The organism is Arcicella sp. BE140 (assembly GCF_031456255.1).
Classification (GTDB): domain Bacteria; phylum Bacteroidota; class Bacteroidia; order Cytophagales; family Spirosomataceae; genus Arcicella; species Arcicella aquatica.
This window is the reverse complement of the sequence record NZ_JAVDUE010000001.1, coordinates 158,115-173,438: the sequence shown is the minus strand read 5'-3', so window position 1 is coordinate 173,438 and position 15,324 is coordinate 158,115. Positions and strand designations below refer to the sequence as shown.

Annotated in this window: 13 protein-coding genes; 7 read left to right on the top strand and 6 right to left on the bottom strand. The window is 35.2% G+C overall.

Annotation, left to right across the window (positions count from 1 at the left end; genetic code table 11):
- Positions 1–56: 56 nt before the first annotated feature.
- Both gyrB and purH read right to left on the bottom strand, forming a co-directional pair.
- Complete coding sequence (gene gyrB / locus J2Y60_RS00700) at positions 57–2,024, bottom strand: DNA topoisomerase (ATP-hydrolyzing) subunit B (RefSeq protein ID WP_309912749.1); 1,968 nt, start codon at positions 2,022–2,024, stop codon at positions 57–59.
- A 346-nt stretch (positions 2,025–2,370) separates the two neighbouring features.
- Entirely contained in the window at positions 2,371–3,891 is a 1,521-nt protein-coding gene (gene purH / locus J2Y60_RS00695) for a bifunctional phosphoribosylaminoimidazolecarboxamide formyltransferase/IMP cyclohydrolase (RefSeq protein WP_309912751.1), read from the bottom strand.
- Between the two features lie 226 nt (positions 3,892–4,117).
- Between purH and J2Y60_RS00690 the strand changes: the two genes are divergently transcribed.
- Positions 4,118–4,423 (top strand): hypothetical protein, encoded by a 306-nt coding sequence (locus J2Y60_RS00690; protein WP_309912753.1) that lies wholly within the window; start codon positions 4,118–4,120, stop codon positions 4,421–4,423.
- Between the two features lie 24 nt (positions 4,424–4,447).
- Positions 4,448–4,699, top strand: a complete 252-nt coding sequence (locus J2Y60_RS00685; protein ID WP_309912755.1) for a hypothetical protein — start codon at positions 4,448–4,450, stop codon at positions 4,697–4,699.
- Positions 4,700–4,756: 57 nt separating this feature from the next.
- On the opposite strand, the gene J2Y60_RS00680 is transcribed toward J2Y60_RS00685, so the two are convergent.
- From J2Y60_RS00680 to J2Y60_RS00670, 3 genes are all read right to left on the bottom strand, one after another.
- Complete coding sequence (locus tag J2Y60_RS00680; RefSeq protein WP_309912757.1) at positions 4,757–6,553, bottom strand: D-alanine--D-alanine ligase; 1,797 nt, start codon at positions 6,551–6,553, stop codon at positions 4,757–4,759.
- A 187-nt stretch (positions 6,554–6,740) separates the two neighbouring features.
- Positions 6,741–6,992, bottom strand: coding sequence for a NifU family protein (locus J2Y60_RS00675; RefSeq protein WP_309912759.1), 252 nt, complete (start codon positions 6,990–6,992; stop codon positions 6,741–6,743).
- Positions 6,993–7,067: 75 nt separating this feature from the next.
- Complete coding sequence (locus tag J2Y60_RS00670; RefSeq protein ID WP_309912761.1) at positions 7,068–8,171, bottom strand: Mrp/NBP35 family ATP-binding protein; 1,104 nt, start codon at positions 8,169–8,171, stop codon at positions 7,068–7,070.
- A gap of 502 nt (positions 8,172–8,673) precedes the next feature.
- Between J2Y60_RS00670 and J2Y60_RS00665 the strand changes: the two genes are divergently transcribed.
- From J2Y60_RS00665 to J2Y60_RS00650, 4 genes are all read left to right on the top strand, one after another.
- The gene (locus J2Y60_RS00665; protein WP_309994514.1) at positions 8,674–9,594 is read left to right on the top strand and encodes a histidine kinase; all 921 of its coding nucleotides are present in this window, start codon (positions 8,674–8,676) and stop codon (positions 9,592–9,594) included.
- A 137-nt stretch (positions 9,595–9,731) separates the two neighbouring features.
- Positions 9,732–10,628 (top strand): histidine kinase, encoded by an 897-nt coding sequence (locus tag J2Y60_RS00660; protein WP_309912765.1) that lies wholly within the window; start codon positions 9,732–9,734, stop codon positions 10,626–10,628.
- A gap of 532 nt (positions 10,629–11,160) precedes the next feature.
- Positions 11,161–11,904, top strand: coding sequence for a LytTR family DNA-binding domain-containing protein (locus J2Y60_RS00655; RefSeq protein WP_309912767.1), 744 nt, complete (start codon positions 11,161–11,163; stop codon positions 11,902–11,904).
- A gap of 90 nt (positions 11,905–11,994) precedes the next feature.
- Complete coding sequence (locus tag J2Y60_RS00650; protein ID WP_309912769.1) at positions 11,995–12,621, top strand: uridine kinase; 627 nt, start codon at positions 11,995–11,997, stop codon at positions 12,619–12,621.
- Between the two features lie 223 nt (positions 12,622–12,844).
- On the opposite strand, the gene J2Y60_RS00645 is transcribed toward J2Y60_RS00650, so the two are convergent.
- Positions 12,845–13,336 (bottom strand): gamma carbonic anhydrase family protein, encoded by a 492-nt coding sequence (locus J2Y60_RS00645; RefSeq protein ID WP_309912771.1) that lies wholly within the window; start codon positions 13,334–13,336, stop codon positions 12,845–12,847.
- Between the two features lie 147 nt (positions 13,337–13,483).
- Here J2Y60_RS00645 and J2Y60_RS00640 point away from each other — a divergent pair, with 147 nt between their 5' ends.
- Entirely contained in the window at positions 13,484–15,304 is a 1,821-nt protein-coding gene (locus tag J2Y60_RS00640; protein WP_309912773.1) for a family 16 glycoside hydrolase, read from the top strand.
- The last annotated feature ends 20 nt before the right edge of the window (positions 15,305–15,324 follow it).

Here is a 15,324-nt window from a genome sequence, read left to right as displayed (position 1 = left end):
AAACCGAGATTCCTTAAGAAGAGAATCTCGGTTTTATATTTTCTAGCAAAAATTAACTACACATCAATCTTCGCATATTTTGCATTTTTCTCAATAAACTCTCTACGTGGTGGTACTTCGTCACCCATCAACATTGAGAATAAATGATCGGCTTCTACTGCTGATTCTATCGTTACTTGTTTCAAAGTACGTGTATCTGGATTCATCGTAGTTTCCCACAATTGTTCAGCGTTCATCTCTCCAAGACCTTTGTAACGTTGTACTCCTACTGAATCTTCTTTACCATTACCAGCAATGCGTTTGATAGCTTGCTCACGTTGTGTTTCTGTCCAGCAATATTCCATTTGCTGTCCTTTCTTCACTTGGTACAATGGTGGCTGTGCAATATAAATATAACCTTTATCAAGTAAATCTTTCATATAACGGAAGAAGAAAGTCAAAATCAAGGTTCTGATGTGAGAACCATCGACATCGGCATCCGTCATGATGATTACTTTGTGGTAACGTAACTTTTCAGTATTCAATGCTCTTTCGTCGCCATCTTTACCGAAACTTACACCCAATGCAGTAATCATATTCTTGATTTCTTCACTTTCGTAAATCTTATATTCTTGGGCTTTTTCTACGTTCAAGATTTTACCTCTCAATGGTAAAATAGCTTGAAATGCACGGTTACGACCTTGTTTAGCTGTACCCCCTGCTGAGTCCCCTTCTACTAAATACAATTCACAAATGTGTGGGTCATTGTCAGAACAGTCAGCTAGTTTACCTGGCAAAGAGTTACCACCCAATACAGTTTTACGCTGAACCATCTCGCGAGCCTTACGAGCCGCATGACGAGCCTGAGCTGCCAATACAACTTTAGCCACAATCTGGCGAGCCTCTTTAGGATGTTCTTCTAACCACGACTCTAACATATCAGACATAGCCGCCGAAACTGCTCCTGATACCTCACCATTCCCTAATTTGGTTTTGGTTTGTCCTTCAAACTGAGGTTCTGCTACTTTTACAGAGATAACAGCAGTTAAACCCTCACGGAAGTCATCACCAACAATATCAATTTTTAGTTTATCTAAAGCACCCGATTTGTCAGCATAGTTTTTCAACGTACGTGTTAAAGCACCACGGAAACCTGCCACGTGAGTACCCCCTTCAATGGTATTGATGTTGTTTACATACGACACTACGTTTTCAGTATATGAAGTATTGTACATCATCGCTACTTGCACAGGAACACCATTTTTGTCTCCTTCCATGTAGATAGGTGCTTCAATGATTTTATCACGGCTTGCATCCAAATACAATACAAATTCACTTAAACCACCTTCTGAGAAGAATAAATCGCTTTTAGGAGTACCATTTTCATCTAAATCACGAAGGTCAGTTAAACTAATTTGAATACCTGCATTCAAGAACGACAATTCACGCAAACGACCTGCTACTGTTTCGTATTTATATTCAGTTACTGTGAATATAGTAGCATCAGGCTTGAATGTAACGGTTGTACCTGTACGGTCTGTTTCACCTACTTCTTTTACAGGGTATTGCGGAACACCAATTTTATATTCTTGTTGGAAGATTTTTCCGTCACGATTTACGGTTACTTTTAAGTCTGTTGAAAGAGCATTCACACATGAAACCCCAACACCGTGTAAACCACCAGATACTTTATAAGTGTCTTTATCAAATTTACCACCTGCGTGAAGAACCGTCATTACAACCTCTAAAGCAGATTTTTTTTCTTTAGTGTGCATTCCTGTAGGAATACCACGACCATTATCTTCAACAGTGATAGAATTATCAGTGTTGATGGTTACTTTAATCGAATCGCAATGACCTGCTAAGGCTTCATCTATCGAGTTATCAACAACTTCCCAAATTAAGTGGTGGAGACCTTTAAATCCAGTGTCACCAATGTACATGGATGGACGTTTTCTTACTGCCTCAAGGCCTTCAAGCACCTGAATGTTATCGGCATCATAATTAGCTCTACTATTTTCTTCTAGTTCCTGATATTCTGACATATTTTATTTGATTTTGGAAGGTTGATTTTGAATGTCTTCAATATTTTATATACTAAACGACAAAACCTCACTTCCATTTTCATTTATATTTTTTGAAGCTTTTTGTAATGTGGTGTTTAATCTACCCAATTTGCTTTATTTCCAATTAAAAAGTAAAAATACAAAAAACCTATCAAATCATCTAACGTTTGTTGATTTTTGCATAGAATTTGGGCTAAAAAACAGGCTTTTTTACAGAATTGATGAAATGAAATTTTAGTATAGATTTTATAAAGCAAAATAATGTAAAAAACCTCGCCCAAAAGATGAGCGAGGTCTTATAAAAATTATATTAAAGAGCTGGTTTTTAGTGCTTAAAGTGTCTAACACCTGTCATCACCATTGCCAAGTCGTTAGCATCGCAATAAGCTATTGAATCTTTGTCTTTAATCGACCCACCTGGCTGAACTACCGCAGTAATACCTGCTTTATGAGCAATCTCAACACAGTCTGGGAACGGGAAGAATGCATCAGAAGCCATTACTGAACCTTGTAAGTCAAAACCAAACTCAGCAGCTTTATCAATGGCTTGTTTTAAAGCATCTACTCTTGATGTTTGACCAACACCCGAAGCCAAAAGTTGACCTTCTTTAGCTAAAATAATGGTATTAGATTTAGTATGCTTACAGATTTTCAAAGCAAATTCCAACGCACGTAATTCTGAATCTGTAGGTGCTTTTGTCGTTACTGTTTTGAAATCAGCAACGGTTTCAGTAGCTAAATCTTTATCTTGTTCCAATACCCCATTCAATAATGTTTTGAACATCATTGTTGAATTTTGTACAGGTTTACGTTTTAACAAAATACGGTTTTTCTTAGACTTCAATATTGTCAAAGCTTCTTCAGTAAAATCTGGAGCAATCAAAATCTCGAAGAACAATGAATTCATTTCTTCAGCAGATGCTTTATCAACAGTTCCGTTGGTAGCCAATACTCCACCAAATGCAGAGATAGTATCACAAGAAAAAGCATTCAAATATGCCTGATGAACCGTTTCAGCAGAAGCTACACCACAAGCATTCGTATGTTTGATGATGACAAAGGATGTCTCTTTGAATTCATCTAACAAAGTAATACAAGCATCTACGTCGACAAGGTTATTGTATGATAATTCTTTACCATGCAATTTATCAAACAAGGCATCTATATCACCATAAAACGTAGCTGATTGGTGTGGGTTTTCGCCATAACGAAGCGTACTTTGTGGTAAAGATTTGAAATCATAAATATCATTAGTATTACCATTAAAATAAGCATGAATGGCAGTATCATAATGAGAAGATGTACCGAAAGCCAACATTGCAAAACGTTTACGATCTAACAAATCTGTACTACAGTTTTTGGCTTGTAAAATCGAAAGTACTTCTGCGTATTGAGTGCGAGACGAAACAATCAATACATCATTGAAGTTTTTAGCAGCACCACGAATTAGTGAAATACCACCGATATCAATCTTTTCGATAATATCATCTTCAGATGCACCACTTGCAACTGTTTCTTCAAAAGGGTATAAATCAACAATCACTAAATCGATTGAAGGAATTTCGTATTGTGCCGCTGTAGCTACGTCACCTTCATGGTCACGACGGTAAAGAATACCACCGAAAACTTTTGGGTGAAGGGTTTTTACTCTTCCTCCAAAAATAGAAGGATAACTTGTTAGGTCTTCTACTGCTGTCACAGGAATACCTAATTCTTCAATAAAAGTTTGCGTACCACCTGTCGAGTATAATTTTACTCCATTTTGATGAAGTAATTCGACAATCGGAGCGAGTCCGTCTTTGTAATAAACCGAAATAAGAGCTGATTGTATTTTTTTGGAAGACATGATTTTGGGATTCTGAGCAATAGGAATCTACCCATTAACTCAAAGATTGTTCAAACGAAGGTACAAAATTAATATATTTTGTATTTTTCATAGTATTTTCCTTGAATTTTATCAGAATACAATGATTATTTTTAGATTATTTTCTTTCTAATAGCATAAAAACATTCCTTACACCAACTTTGTAAAAATAAATTACCTATATATCTTAAACATAAAAACCTAAATAATGCCAACAATGCACCAGGAACACATTGCCCATAAAGGAAGTTTATTGATTTTCTTTTTGTTAATAAGCTTTAATATAATCTTGGGACAAAGCTCATCTAGTAATGATACTCCTCCAAAATTACAAATGAAGGACAGAAAGAATATTTGGGATAAACTACGAATACCAACCTTCAATTCTGATACTACTTGTACTATTTCTGTTTTCTCATTTAAAGTAACAGCACAAGGAACTATTGATACCGTTTTTGTCAAAGGAGCTTGCCCAGAAAGAGTAAAAGATGCTTTAGTCAATCATATAAAATAGACAAGTGGGTATTGGGCTCCTAGAATGGTAGCTGGAAAACCTGTTGAAAGCAAACTATTTATTTTACCTTATCTGTTAGAAGGAACTTTTGGTGTAAATGAAGTGGGTCGGAAATTATTAGAGCGTGTTTCACACGAATTTTTAGATTTCATGGAGTTACTTTTTGATAATCAGAAAGTTGATTATGGTAGAAATCGTACGAAAGGTGGCAAATTATTTATTGAAACAGAAACCAGTTATTTATTACCATATGGAGTTAGCTTTACAAGGAGGTAAAGTAACTCATAAAATAAAAGTTAGAGTAACAAACTCTAACTTTTATTTCTAGGTATTTTACAAATAAACAGGTAAATCAATTGCAATATCGGTTGTACAAATAGATGTCAAATCAACTATTTCATGCAATTGCTCTCTACTAATTGCTTCCACTGTTCCTACTAGTTTTCCAGTATAATGCAATGTGATTTTTTCGGCACTTTTTCTAGTGTCTACAATCAATGGGTGAATTGAGCCATCTAACGCTTTATTAATATCTTCAGCAAATTCTTTAAACATCAAATTGGTTGGTAACAAGTATAGTTCTTCGCTAAGGTGGTTTTCTCCTGTCACAAAAACTGGTACTGGATAATATTCTGTTGAAGCCGACAAGGTAGCATATACTTTTCTGGCTTTTACAAAACTTTCCTCTTGCTCTTCTGCAGAGAATCCACCGAAAATAATCGCTACTTTTTGTCTATCCTCCATCTCTTCAAGGCGCTTAGCTATCGCAGTATCGAGCTTTGTTAACAATTGCTGAAACTTAAATGTATTTTTCCCTGTACGCATTCTTTCGCGAATTGACTGGCGAATAAAATACGTAATAGAATCAGTTACGTTCAACCCGATTTCGGCCATTTGCTTAAAGATAATAGACGTAGGCGACATCCCTGGAATAGTGTTTGGGTCGTGCAAAATAACTTTCCCTTCAGGCGTAACAAAACCATCGATACGCGTACAAACACCAAACTTTAATGAATCAAAAGCCTTTTTCACATCAGCTTGTACTTGCTGGTTATTCTCTAAAGAAGTTGTTATCGGTATTTTTTTACGAGTAGCTGACGATTGATATTTGGCTTTAAAGTCAAATACCTCCACATTGGCTACGATTTCAGTCGGTGGTAAAGCTACAGACTCACAGTCTGGATTTTGAATTACGCCACAGCTAAACTCCTGCCCTTTTACAAAACCTTCAATCAAAACGGCATCCTCGGAATTCATCGAAATCAGGGCTACATTTTCCTGTGAGTTTTCAAAATGTGAAGTAATTTTTTCTAAGAGCTCAGCAGGGTGATATACAACTTCCCCATTCATCGAAACGGGCAATCCGATTCCTTCATCTAAATTCGCCATCGTCTGCACGAATGCAGTATGTTCCACACTATTCCATTCCTCTAAAGACACTTCTCTGATAAACAAACATTGTTTAACGGCTTTTACAAAGTCATCCACTGAATCTTTTTTCACAAAAGCTACTCCGATTGATGAACCTTGATGTGGAGCTTTAACTACAAATGGTAAACCTACTGATTCTTTTACTTCTTCAAACAATGCTATAGCATCTTTGCTGTCAAAATATTCACGGCTGATACTTGTCGTTTTTTTATCTAGTCCGACAGATAAGCGAATTAAATCATTCTGTGCAATTTTATCAATTCCTATTGATGAACCCATCAAACTTGGTCCTGAATATGGAACACCATACCACTCTAATAATCCTTGGATACTTCCGTCTTCACAAGCAGGCCCATGCATGGCGATAAAAACAAAATCAAATTTCTTTGAAAACTGTTCTGGACTAATTCGCTCGCCAACTTTTGAAATTATTTCGTTCAATTCTTCATCCGATAATTGCCCTAAAGATTCAACATAAATACTGTAATCTCCTTGATATGATTTTGGTGGATAGAAATCCCGAATCGAAGCAGAATAGACTAAATCAGGATTTAGTAAAATAAAATTCCCCAAACCATCCACAAATACAGGAATTGGTTCAAAAAGAGTTTTATCAATATTTTCCATTGCGGTTTTACCTCCAGCAAAACTGATTTCACGCTCACGGGCAGGACCGCCAAAGAAGATGCCTATTTTCATAAAGGGAATTAATTTTTGATGTTGATATGGATGAAAACGATATAGTAGTTTAATCAAACGGTTTCTTCTAAAAACTAAAAGTTGATAACTGAATTGCGATAGCTTCTACTACAAGCAAAGGTAAGAAAAAACCCTTGTAGCATTACATGCTACAAGGGTTTTTGATTTATCGAGAATTTATATTGAATCACATATTTATGGCTTCCACCTTAGTAATTTCGGGTACTTCACGCAAAATTGTTTCTTCAATTCCTCCGCGAAATGTCATGGCAGACATCGAACAAGAACTACAGGCACCTATTAATTCAAGACGAAGCGTATGACCATCAACAATTTCAAGGACACGTACATTTCCTCCATCTGCTTCGAGATACGGACGGATTTTATCTAAGGCTTTTTCTATTTTTTCCTGTAAAGGAGATTCGACTGTTGTTTCCATAAAATATATCACACAAATTAAGAATACTTCATTTGCGTTTTAATGGTAATAATTATCTCAAATATACAAGAAAAACTACACTTTTACTTGTACTGGAGTAGTCTTTTCTTTTGTTGCATTTCTGATAGCCACTTGCTGAGCCAACAATTCTGCTGATTGCTTAAAAGCAGTGGCAATAATGCTGTCATTCATCACAGCTGGTTTACCTGCATCGCCTGCTTCTCTAATACTTTGTACTAAAGGAATTTCTCCTAATAATGCTGTTTCGTATTTAATAGCTAGGTTCTTACCGCCGTCTTTTCCGAAAATATAATATTTATTATCTGGTAATTCTTCTGGAGTAAAATAAGCCATATTTTCTATAACGCCCAATACTGGCACATTAATTTGTGGCTGACGGAAAAACATCAGTCCTTTAGTAGCATCAGCCAAGGCTACCTTTTGTGGCGTTGTTACGATTACCGCACCGGTTACTGGTACAAGTTGCACCAATGAAAGGTGAATATCAGAAGTTCCCGGAGGAAGGTCAATTAATAAATAATCTAACTCGCCCCAATATGTATCACTAAAAAACTGACGCAATGCTTGCGTAGCCATTGGTCCACGCCAAGGTACTGGATTATCCTGAGGAGCCAAAAAGCCCATCGAAATCATTTTGATGCCATATTGCATAATTGGCTGAATCATGTTTTTACCATTAATCTGACTCACCAACGGTTGCATATCTTCTGCACCAAACATTACGGGAATAGAAGGCCCTGAAATATCAGCATCAATAATACCAACTTTAGCTCCTGAAAGTTTAAGCGCCATCGCCAAGTTGGCTGTTACTGTAGATTTTCCCACTCCTCCTTTTCCAGAAGCAATCGCAATAATATTTTTGACATTAGGCAACAATGCTGTTCCCATTCTTGAAGAAGTGACATCGGCTGTCATATCAATTACTACACTTAGATTTTCATCTACATGCTCATGGATAGCCTCAACGCATTCTCTACGAATTCTTTCCTTTAATGGGCAGGCAGGAGTTGTTAATACTACTGTAAAACGAACTTCACCAATACCTAATTCAATGTCTTTAATCATATTGAGCGTAACCAAATCTTTCTTTAAATCTGGTTCTTGTACCGTTGATAACGCCCTAATGATGTCTTCTTTTTTTATTTTTAAATCGCCCATTCTTATGTGTTAAAGGTTACGATTTTTCAAAAAATCAATCCATTTAACTTTTGAAAATCCTTTGTTAAATCATGTAAACACTTCTAATAAAACTGAACGACAAAGATACATGAGAAGTTCGGAATTGGGAGATGTGAAATTAAAAAAGGTGAGTTCATTATAAAATAGTTGTCTGCAAATCCCTCCCTTTTTTGTAATTAAGCTACTTTCTATGACAGGTTATCTATTCATCAAAACTATCAGTTTAATGAATAATATACCCTAAAAAGATTTTTTGAAATACCATTTTCAAACTGACATAAAGCTGATTCAGCATTACAATATACCAGTTCATGCAAAAATAGCCCAATCAAAGCCTATTCCTAGGTAAATTTGAAATGAAAAGGAGAGTAATTGAATGAGAAAAACAAGTAGCCATATTATTTTTTGGATAGCTTATGCTTTCTACTTTTTTTTATCTGGATTTATTACCATCCCTCAAAAATTTGCTCAGTCACACAACATGATTCAAAATGTTGTTATCTCAGTCTCAGAAATAATTATTTGCTTTTACTTACTGATTCACCGTATTCTTCCCTTTACCCTACCAACAAAAAGATATAGGATACTGTTTTTTTTATTAATTACGTTAGCTACATTATCTTCTTTGGGGAATGCATTTTTTGTTTATCTTTATAGTCACTTCATCACTAATAACACATTTAGTTTTTATAAATCCTGTACAGTTGGTTTAAATAACGTTTACTTATCAATACATTTTGCCTTAGCTTATTGGTTTGCTACTAATTTCGTTCAGAATGTAAGAGAACAAAGCAAAGCTGAATTACAAAAAAGTATCCTTGAAAAATCTATTTTAGAAGCTGAGCTTTCATCACTTAAGAATCAAATCAATCCTCATTTTTTTTATAATTCTTTGAATTTTCTGTATGCTCAGGCACTACCAGTGTCAAGAAGGCTCTCGGATTCGGTGATGTTGTTATCTGAAATGATGCGCTATACCATCAAAGAAAACGATGCTGAAGGCAAAGTACCCTTAGAACAAGAAGTAAAATATATACAAAACTATTTTGCCATTCAACAAATGCAGTTTGGCGAAAACCTTCAGCTACAGATAGACATCATTGGAAATATTAATTATAGGCGCATTCATCCATTAACACTAAGTCCATTTATAGAAAATGCTCTAAAAAATGGTGATTTAAGTAGTGCAGAACAGCCCATAAAAGTGCTAATAGAAACACAGGAAAATGATTTATTTTTAACCATCATCTATTTAAGGAAAAAAGGAATAAAGGAAAGTGAAGTATATGATGATTTGATAGAAATACGAAGGAAACTTTACATTGTGTATTTTAATAATCATGTCGTCAAATTTGAACATTCTGAAAATATTCATAAAATCTTCCTGAAATTAAGTTTATGAATTCCATTAAAATAAAGTACCACTACTACTATTGGATATTAGATTTTTTGTTTCATAGCATTATTCATTATTCAAATTTCGATACAAAAATTAACTTAGTTAGTTTCGGAATTATCCTTTATAATATTCTGCTTAAAATGGCAACTTTTTACCTATCGTTAAAGGTGATTTTCCCTTTTTTGTTAGACAAGAAAAAGCCTATACTGCTAAGTATCATCATTTTTTTATCCATTTTTTCAATTGCAAACCTAGGTGTATGGATTGACAAAACATTAATGCCTATCACTGAAGCAAACATTCAGGCAACTCCCTTTTGGAGCATTAATGTGATGGTGAGGTCTTGGTATTTAATGATTATGATTCCTACGGCATTTGTATATTGGTATGCTGAAAAAACAATTATTCAAGAAAAAAAACAGCAAGAAATAGCCAAACAAACAAGTGAACTCGAAAAAATTATCGTGAGGTCAGAACTTTCGAGTATCAAGAATCAAATAAATCCAGAATTTCTATTCAATACGCTAAACTTTTTCTATTTCCAAGCAAAGACCCATTCCAGTAATCTTTCAAGGGCTATAACCTTGCTTTCTGAGATGATGAGCTACACCCTCCATGATAATTATCAAGTAGAAAAAGTGCCTTTAGCGTCTGAACTAAAGCATATTCAAAACTATATCGAGATTCAACAACTACGTTATGATAATAGGTTACAAATAATTTTAACCATCCTTGGCGATATTTCGGACAAACAAATCATGCCTTTAATTCTGATTACCTTCGTTGAAAATGCATTTAAGCATGGAGAGTTGAATAACCCACTGAAGCCTCTAAAAATTACAGTAAATATTGAAAAAGATGAATTGCAGTTTATGATTCATAATTATAAACGTCAAGGACCAATAGAAATTCAATCAGGAAAAATAGGACTTGAAAACACTAAAAAAAGACTTCAATTAGGCTATGCTGGATGTCATCAATTAGCTATCATCGACGACCCTCATTTTTATCAAGTAAACCTTTTTATTAAGATGTAACCAAGATATTCAGTACCCTATAAAACACAAAAGGCACATCATAGAGACGAGCCTTTCATTTCATTGATTAGATGAAAACTAGGTGAATATAATAGGCAGACCATCTACTAGAATGACGTTTACGCATAGAACTTATAAGTTCAAATTTTATTCTTATCGTTTGATTGTAAAAATTATTTACACCAACTCCTCTTAAAAAATGACGAACTACTTCTTTTCAAGGGTAAACTCAATTATCAGCATTTAACAGTTTTTTATACTCATTATCAAACACTACAATCTAGATTACAATCTGTAATTTTGCGTTGAAAAACGTATAAAGTGGCTTAAATAGCTTTAAAAAAACCAACATAATACTTTGTAAAAAAACTCAATAATATATAGTAGAAATAATTTTCACAGAATGTTTTCACATTGTCTTATGCGCTGTGAAAACTTAAAATAATTATCCAAAAATTGAATAACCATCCAACGGAATTCATCCTTTATTAACTTCAAAGATGAATTTTTACACCCTTGAATGAGCACCACTATGAGTATAAATTGTTTAATAATTGATGATGAGCAAGCTGCAATTGATATTCTAACAAGTTATATCAAAAACATTCCTTCTTTAAATCTTGTGGCAACGAGTATTGACCCACTAGAAGCGCTTGATATTGTCAATACTCAGAAAATAGATTTAGTTTTTATTGATATTCAAATGCCTGAGCTTTCAGGAATTAGTTTTATAAAACTTGTAAAAGGCAAATGCAAGTTTATTCTTACTACTGCTTACAGACAATACGCCATCGAAGGTTTTGACAATAATGCTATTGATTATCTGATAAAACCCATCTCCTTTGAACGTTTTTTACAGGCTTTACAAAAAGTTCAGATTCCACAGTCGTCGGGCAGTCAGCCTCAGGAAAACACAAGCAACTCACTTAATCCAGACAATTTTATTTTTGTAAAAACTGACAACCGAATCCAAAGAATAAATCTTTCGGAAATACTTTTTATTGAAGGCTTGGGAAATTATGTTACGATTCATACAGAAAAAGGAAAGTTTGTAACCCTATTGAACGTTAAAGACCTTGAAGAATCTTTGCCTTCTGAAAGTTTTGCACGTGTACATCGTTCTTATATTATTTCCTTGAGTAAAATAGAATTTATAGAAGGAAATCAGATTTATTTAGACAAAGACCTCAATATTCCTCTGGGCGATACTTACAAAAATCAGGTATGGGCCATCCTTGATGGTAAAATTATTACAGGGAAAAGACCTCCTTTTTAAGATTGAAAAAGAAAAGAGTCAGAATTAAAATACAAGTTGTAACAATCTTTCCGACCTTTGCTAAAATTTTTCAACGACTTTAATCATTTTATGAGACCAGACCAACGACCATTTATCGTAGGCATCACCGGAGGCAGCGCTTCGGGTAAAACATTATTTCTCAATCAATTACTTCATTCTTTTTCAAAAGATGAAATTTGCTTGATTTCACAAGATAATTATTACAAAAACAGACACGAGCAAGTTATCGATAAACATGGCTATATCAATTTTGATGAACCCGAATCATTAGATTTACATCAATATGCGCTTGATGTGGAAACAATTCGTTCTGGTCAGGCTTTCCAACGGAAAGAATACACCTTTAATAATCCTGACATCATTCCTGAAATAATCACTTTTCATCCAAAGCCAATCATCGTAGTGGAGGGCTTATTTGTTTTTTACTTCAAAGAAATTGCCGATTTGCTAGATTTAAAAATCTTTGTGGACGCAAAAAGTAAAATCAGGCTAGATAGAAGAATCAGACGTGATGCGGCTGAAAGAGGATATGGCGAAAAAGAGGAAGTAATGTACCGTTGGGATAATCATGTTGAGCCAGCTTTCAAAAAATATGTAAAGCCCTATCGTAAAACATCTGATATTGTTATTCCAAACAATACTCATTTTGAAAAAGGTCTTGAAATTTTGGTGGGGTATTTAAGAAGTAAAATATAGACCCTTTTTAAAGAGGCAAAATGGCTAGTGTTGTAAAAAGCATTAGCCATTTTTTTATAACTTACTAGTCTTTCTTAAGACTAGTCAAGCACAGCATTTATTATATCATGAACGAACAAATCAATAACATAAAAGACAAACTTGAACAACTAAAACAGTTGGACAAGAATTATACAACCAGTCACTGGGTAACAGCTCACTGCTTAAATCTCAAATCTAATAACTATCCTATCAAAGGAAACTCTCCAGCCTGATGCCTCTTTGCCATTTCTACATAATGCAACGCACTTAAAGGTAGTTTTTGTGCTTGTTCAGGAGAAATTTGTTTAACTACTTTTGCAGGAATACCCACTACTAAAGAATAATCTGGTATTTCCATTCCCTCTGGTACCAATGCATTTGCCCCAATGATACAATATTTACCAATCTTAGCTTTATTTAATACGGTAGCTCGCATCCCTATGAGGGAAAAATCGCCAATTGTTGCCCCGTGAACGATAGCTCCGTGTCCTATTGTCACATCGTTTCCAATAATCGTTGGGTCGCCTAAGTCAGCATGCAACACCGCAGTATCTTGAATATTTGAGCGGTCTCCGATATAAATTGCTTCTACATCTGCCCTAATGACAGCACCGTACCACACTGAAACATCTTTGCCAAAAGTAACCTGCCCCATTACAGAAGTATTGGCAGCAAAAAATGGTTTATTTTCCATAAAATTTCGATTAAAGTCGTTAAAACAAAGTTAAGCAAATCGTAAGCAATGAGTATAAGCAGAAACAAAATCTATTTAATAAAGGATAAAACTATAGTTTTTGCGTGCTATATTTAGCCTCTTTTTTACAAACATTATCCTAAAAAAATGTCCAATTTACAAATTATGAAGAAAGCTTGGCTTGTTTCAGCATTGTGTTTTCCGATGCTTGCAACTGCTCAGCAAAGTGTTTCCTTAGACGATATGTCTTATTGGAAATCATCTGACAAAACGAACTGGCAAATTGCTGGAGATGTCACAGCAGACATATTAAAACCTGAAACAATGGTATTGGCGCCGGGGAAAGGCGTACTCGCTAATTTACCAAATGCACAAAATCGTTCTAATTTACAATCAGTAGCAGAATTTGCAGACGTAGATGTATCATTCGATTTTATGATGGCTGTACATTCTAACTCAGGGTTCTACTTGATGGGAAGATACGAAGTGCAATTATTAGATAGCTGGGGAGTGAAAAACCCATCAACAGGCGACTGTGGAGGTATCTATAAGCGTCGTCGCTATGAAAATGGCAAAGAAGTGCTTTATGATGGACACGCTCCTCGCTTAAATGCTTGCCTTGCCCCTGGACTTTGGCAACATATCGATATTTCTTTCCAAGCTCCTCGTTTTGATGCTGCTGGGAAAAAAATTGCTAATGCTAAAGTAATTTCAATTAAACTTAATGGCATTGCTATCCAAGAAAATGTAGAACTGACAGGCCCAACTGGCGGTCCAATTTCTGAAACTGAAGCGCCAACTGGTCCATTCATGATTCAAGGAGACCACGGTCCAGTAGCTTTCCGTAATTTAAAAGTTTCTAATTTTGGCGGAAAGCCAGCAGAGCTTTCAAATATTTCATATAAAGTATTTTATGGAAATTTCAGAGAGCCTAAAGATTTCTTGAGTAAAAAACCAGATGTTACAGGTACACTAGACAAGCTTACTTGGGAAGTAGGTACTAAAACCAACGATTTTGCTCAGATTTTCAATGCTACTTTAAAAGTTCCTGAGGCTGGAAAACACCAATTTACATTCCAAGCTGGTGGTAAATATTATGTAAATGTAAACGGGAAAGAGTTGCTTGACGACGCATGGACGACTTCTCGTGATAAACGTAGTGCATCAATGGATTTACCTGCTGGTAATGTCCCTGTTGAAATTACAGTTTATAAAACAGATGGTTGGGTTTCTCCGATTCTAGGAATGGAAGTACAAGGGCCAAATTTCCGTGCTGTTCCTTTTCATTCTTTAGGGTCAGTGTTAGCGGGTACTCCATCAGACCCTATCTTATTAGATGCTGCAGAACCTACTTTGTTGCGCTCTTTCTCAGACATCAACAGAAATACTCCTAATGCTAAACGTATCGTTCATGCCATCAATGTAGGTAACCCTGCCAAATTGCATTATACGTACGATTTAGATAATGGTGCTATCGCACAAATCTGGAAAGGTGATTTCTTAAATACTTCGCCCATGTGGGATGACCGTGGTGATGGTTCGTCACGCCCAAGAGGACCAATCTTGAGTTTAGGTGATATTCCTCTTATCGTTTCTGGAGATTCAAAAGCAAGTGATGCACTGGGCACAAATGCAGGTTTCCGTACGTTGGGTTATGATTTAGATGCTGACAATCTACCTACTTTCCGTTATCAAATCTATAGTACAGAAGTAGAAGACCAAATCAGAGTAATCGACGGGAAATACCTTACGCGTTCGCTAACGCTTAAAAATCCAGAGGCAAACAATGCTTTAATGTGTCGTTTGGCTGTAGGAAAAAGTATCACAAAATTAACGGATGATACGTATGAGGTAAATGGCAAAAGCTATTACATCAAAGCATCAAATGCTACTATCGAAAAATCTGGGAATGATACAATATTGTTAGTACCAGTAAAAGACAAAGTACAATATTCTGTAATGTGGTAAAATCCCTCAACCTTATGAGG

Coding starts and splice junctions, on each gene's coding strand:
- gyrB (WP_309912749.1), bottom strand. CDS start 2,024: ATGTCAGAATATCAGGAACTAGAAGAAAATAGTAGAGCTAATTATGAT.
- purH (WP_309912751.1), bottom strand. CDS start 3,891: ATGTCTTCCAAAAAAATACAATCAGCTCTTATTTCGGTTTATTACAAA.
- J2Y60_RS00690 (WP_309912753.1), top strand. CDS start 4,118: ATGCCAACAATGCACCAGGAACACATTGCCCATAAAGGAAGTTTATTG.
- J2Y60_RS00685 (WP_309912755.1), top strand. CDS start 4,448: ATGGTAGCTGGAAAACCTGTTGAAAGCAAACTATTTATTTTACCTTAT.
- J2Y60_RS00680 (WP_309912757.1), bottom strand. CDS start 6,553: ATGAAAATAGGCATCTTCTTTGGCGGTCCTGCCCGTGAGCGTGAAATC.
- J2Y60_RS00675 (WP_309912759.1), bottom strand. CDS start 6,992: ATGGAAACAACAGTCGAATCTCCTTTACAGGAAAAAATAGAAAAAGCC.
- J2Y60_RS00670 (WP_309912761.1), bottom strand. CDS start 8,171: ATGGGCGATTTAAAAATAAAAAAAGAAGACATCATTAGGGCGTTATCA.
- J2Y60_RS00665 (WP_309994514.1), top strand. CDS start 8,674: ATGATTCAAAATGTTGTTATCTCAGTCTCAGAAATAATTATTTGCTTT.
- J2Y60_RS00660 (WP_309912765.1), top strand. CDS start 9,732: ATGGCAACTTTTTACCTATCGTTAAAGGTGATTTTCCCTTTTTTGTTA.
- J2Y60_RS00655 (WP_309912767.1), top strand. CDS start 11,161: ATGAGTATAAATTGTTTAATAATTGATGATGAGCAAGCTGCAATTGAT.
- J2Y60_RS00650 (WP_309912769.1), top strand. CDS start 11,995: ATGAGACCAGACCAACGACCATTTATCGTAGGCATCACCGGAGGCAGC.
- J2Y60_RS00645 (WP_309912771.1), bottom strand. CDS start 13,336: ATGGAAAATAAACCATTTTTTGCTGCCAATACTTCTGTAATGGGGCAG.
- J2Y60_RS00640 (WP_309912773.1), top strand. CDS start 13,484: ATGTCCAATTTACAAATTATGAAGAAAGCTTGGCTTGTTTCAGCATTG.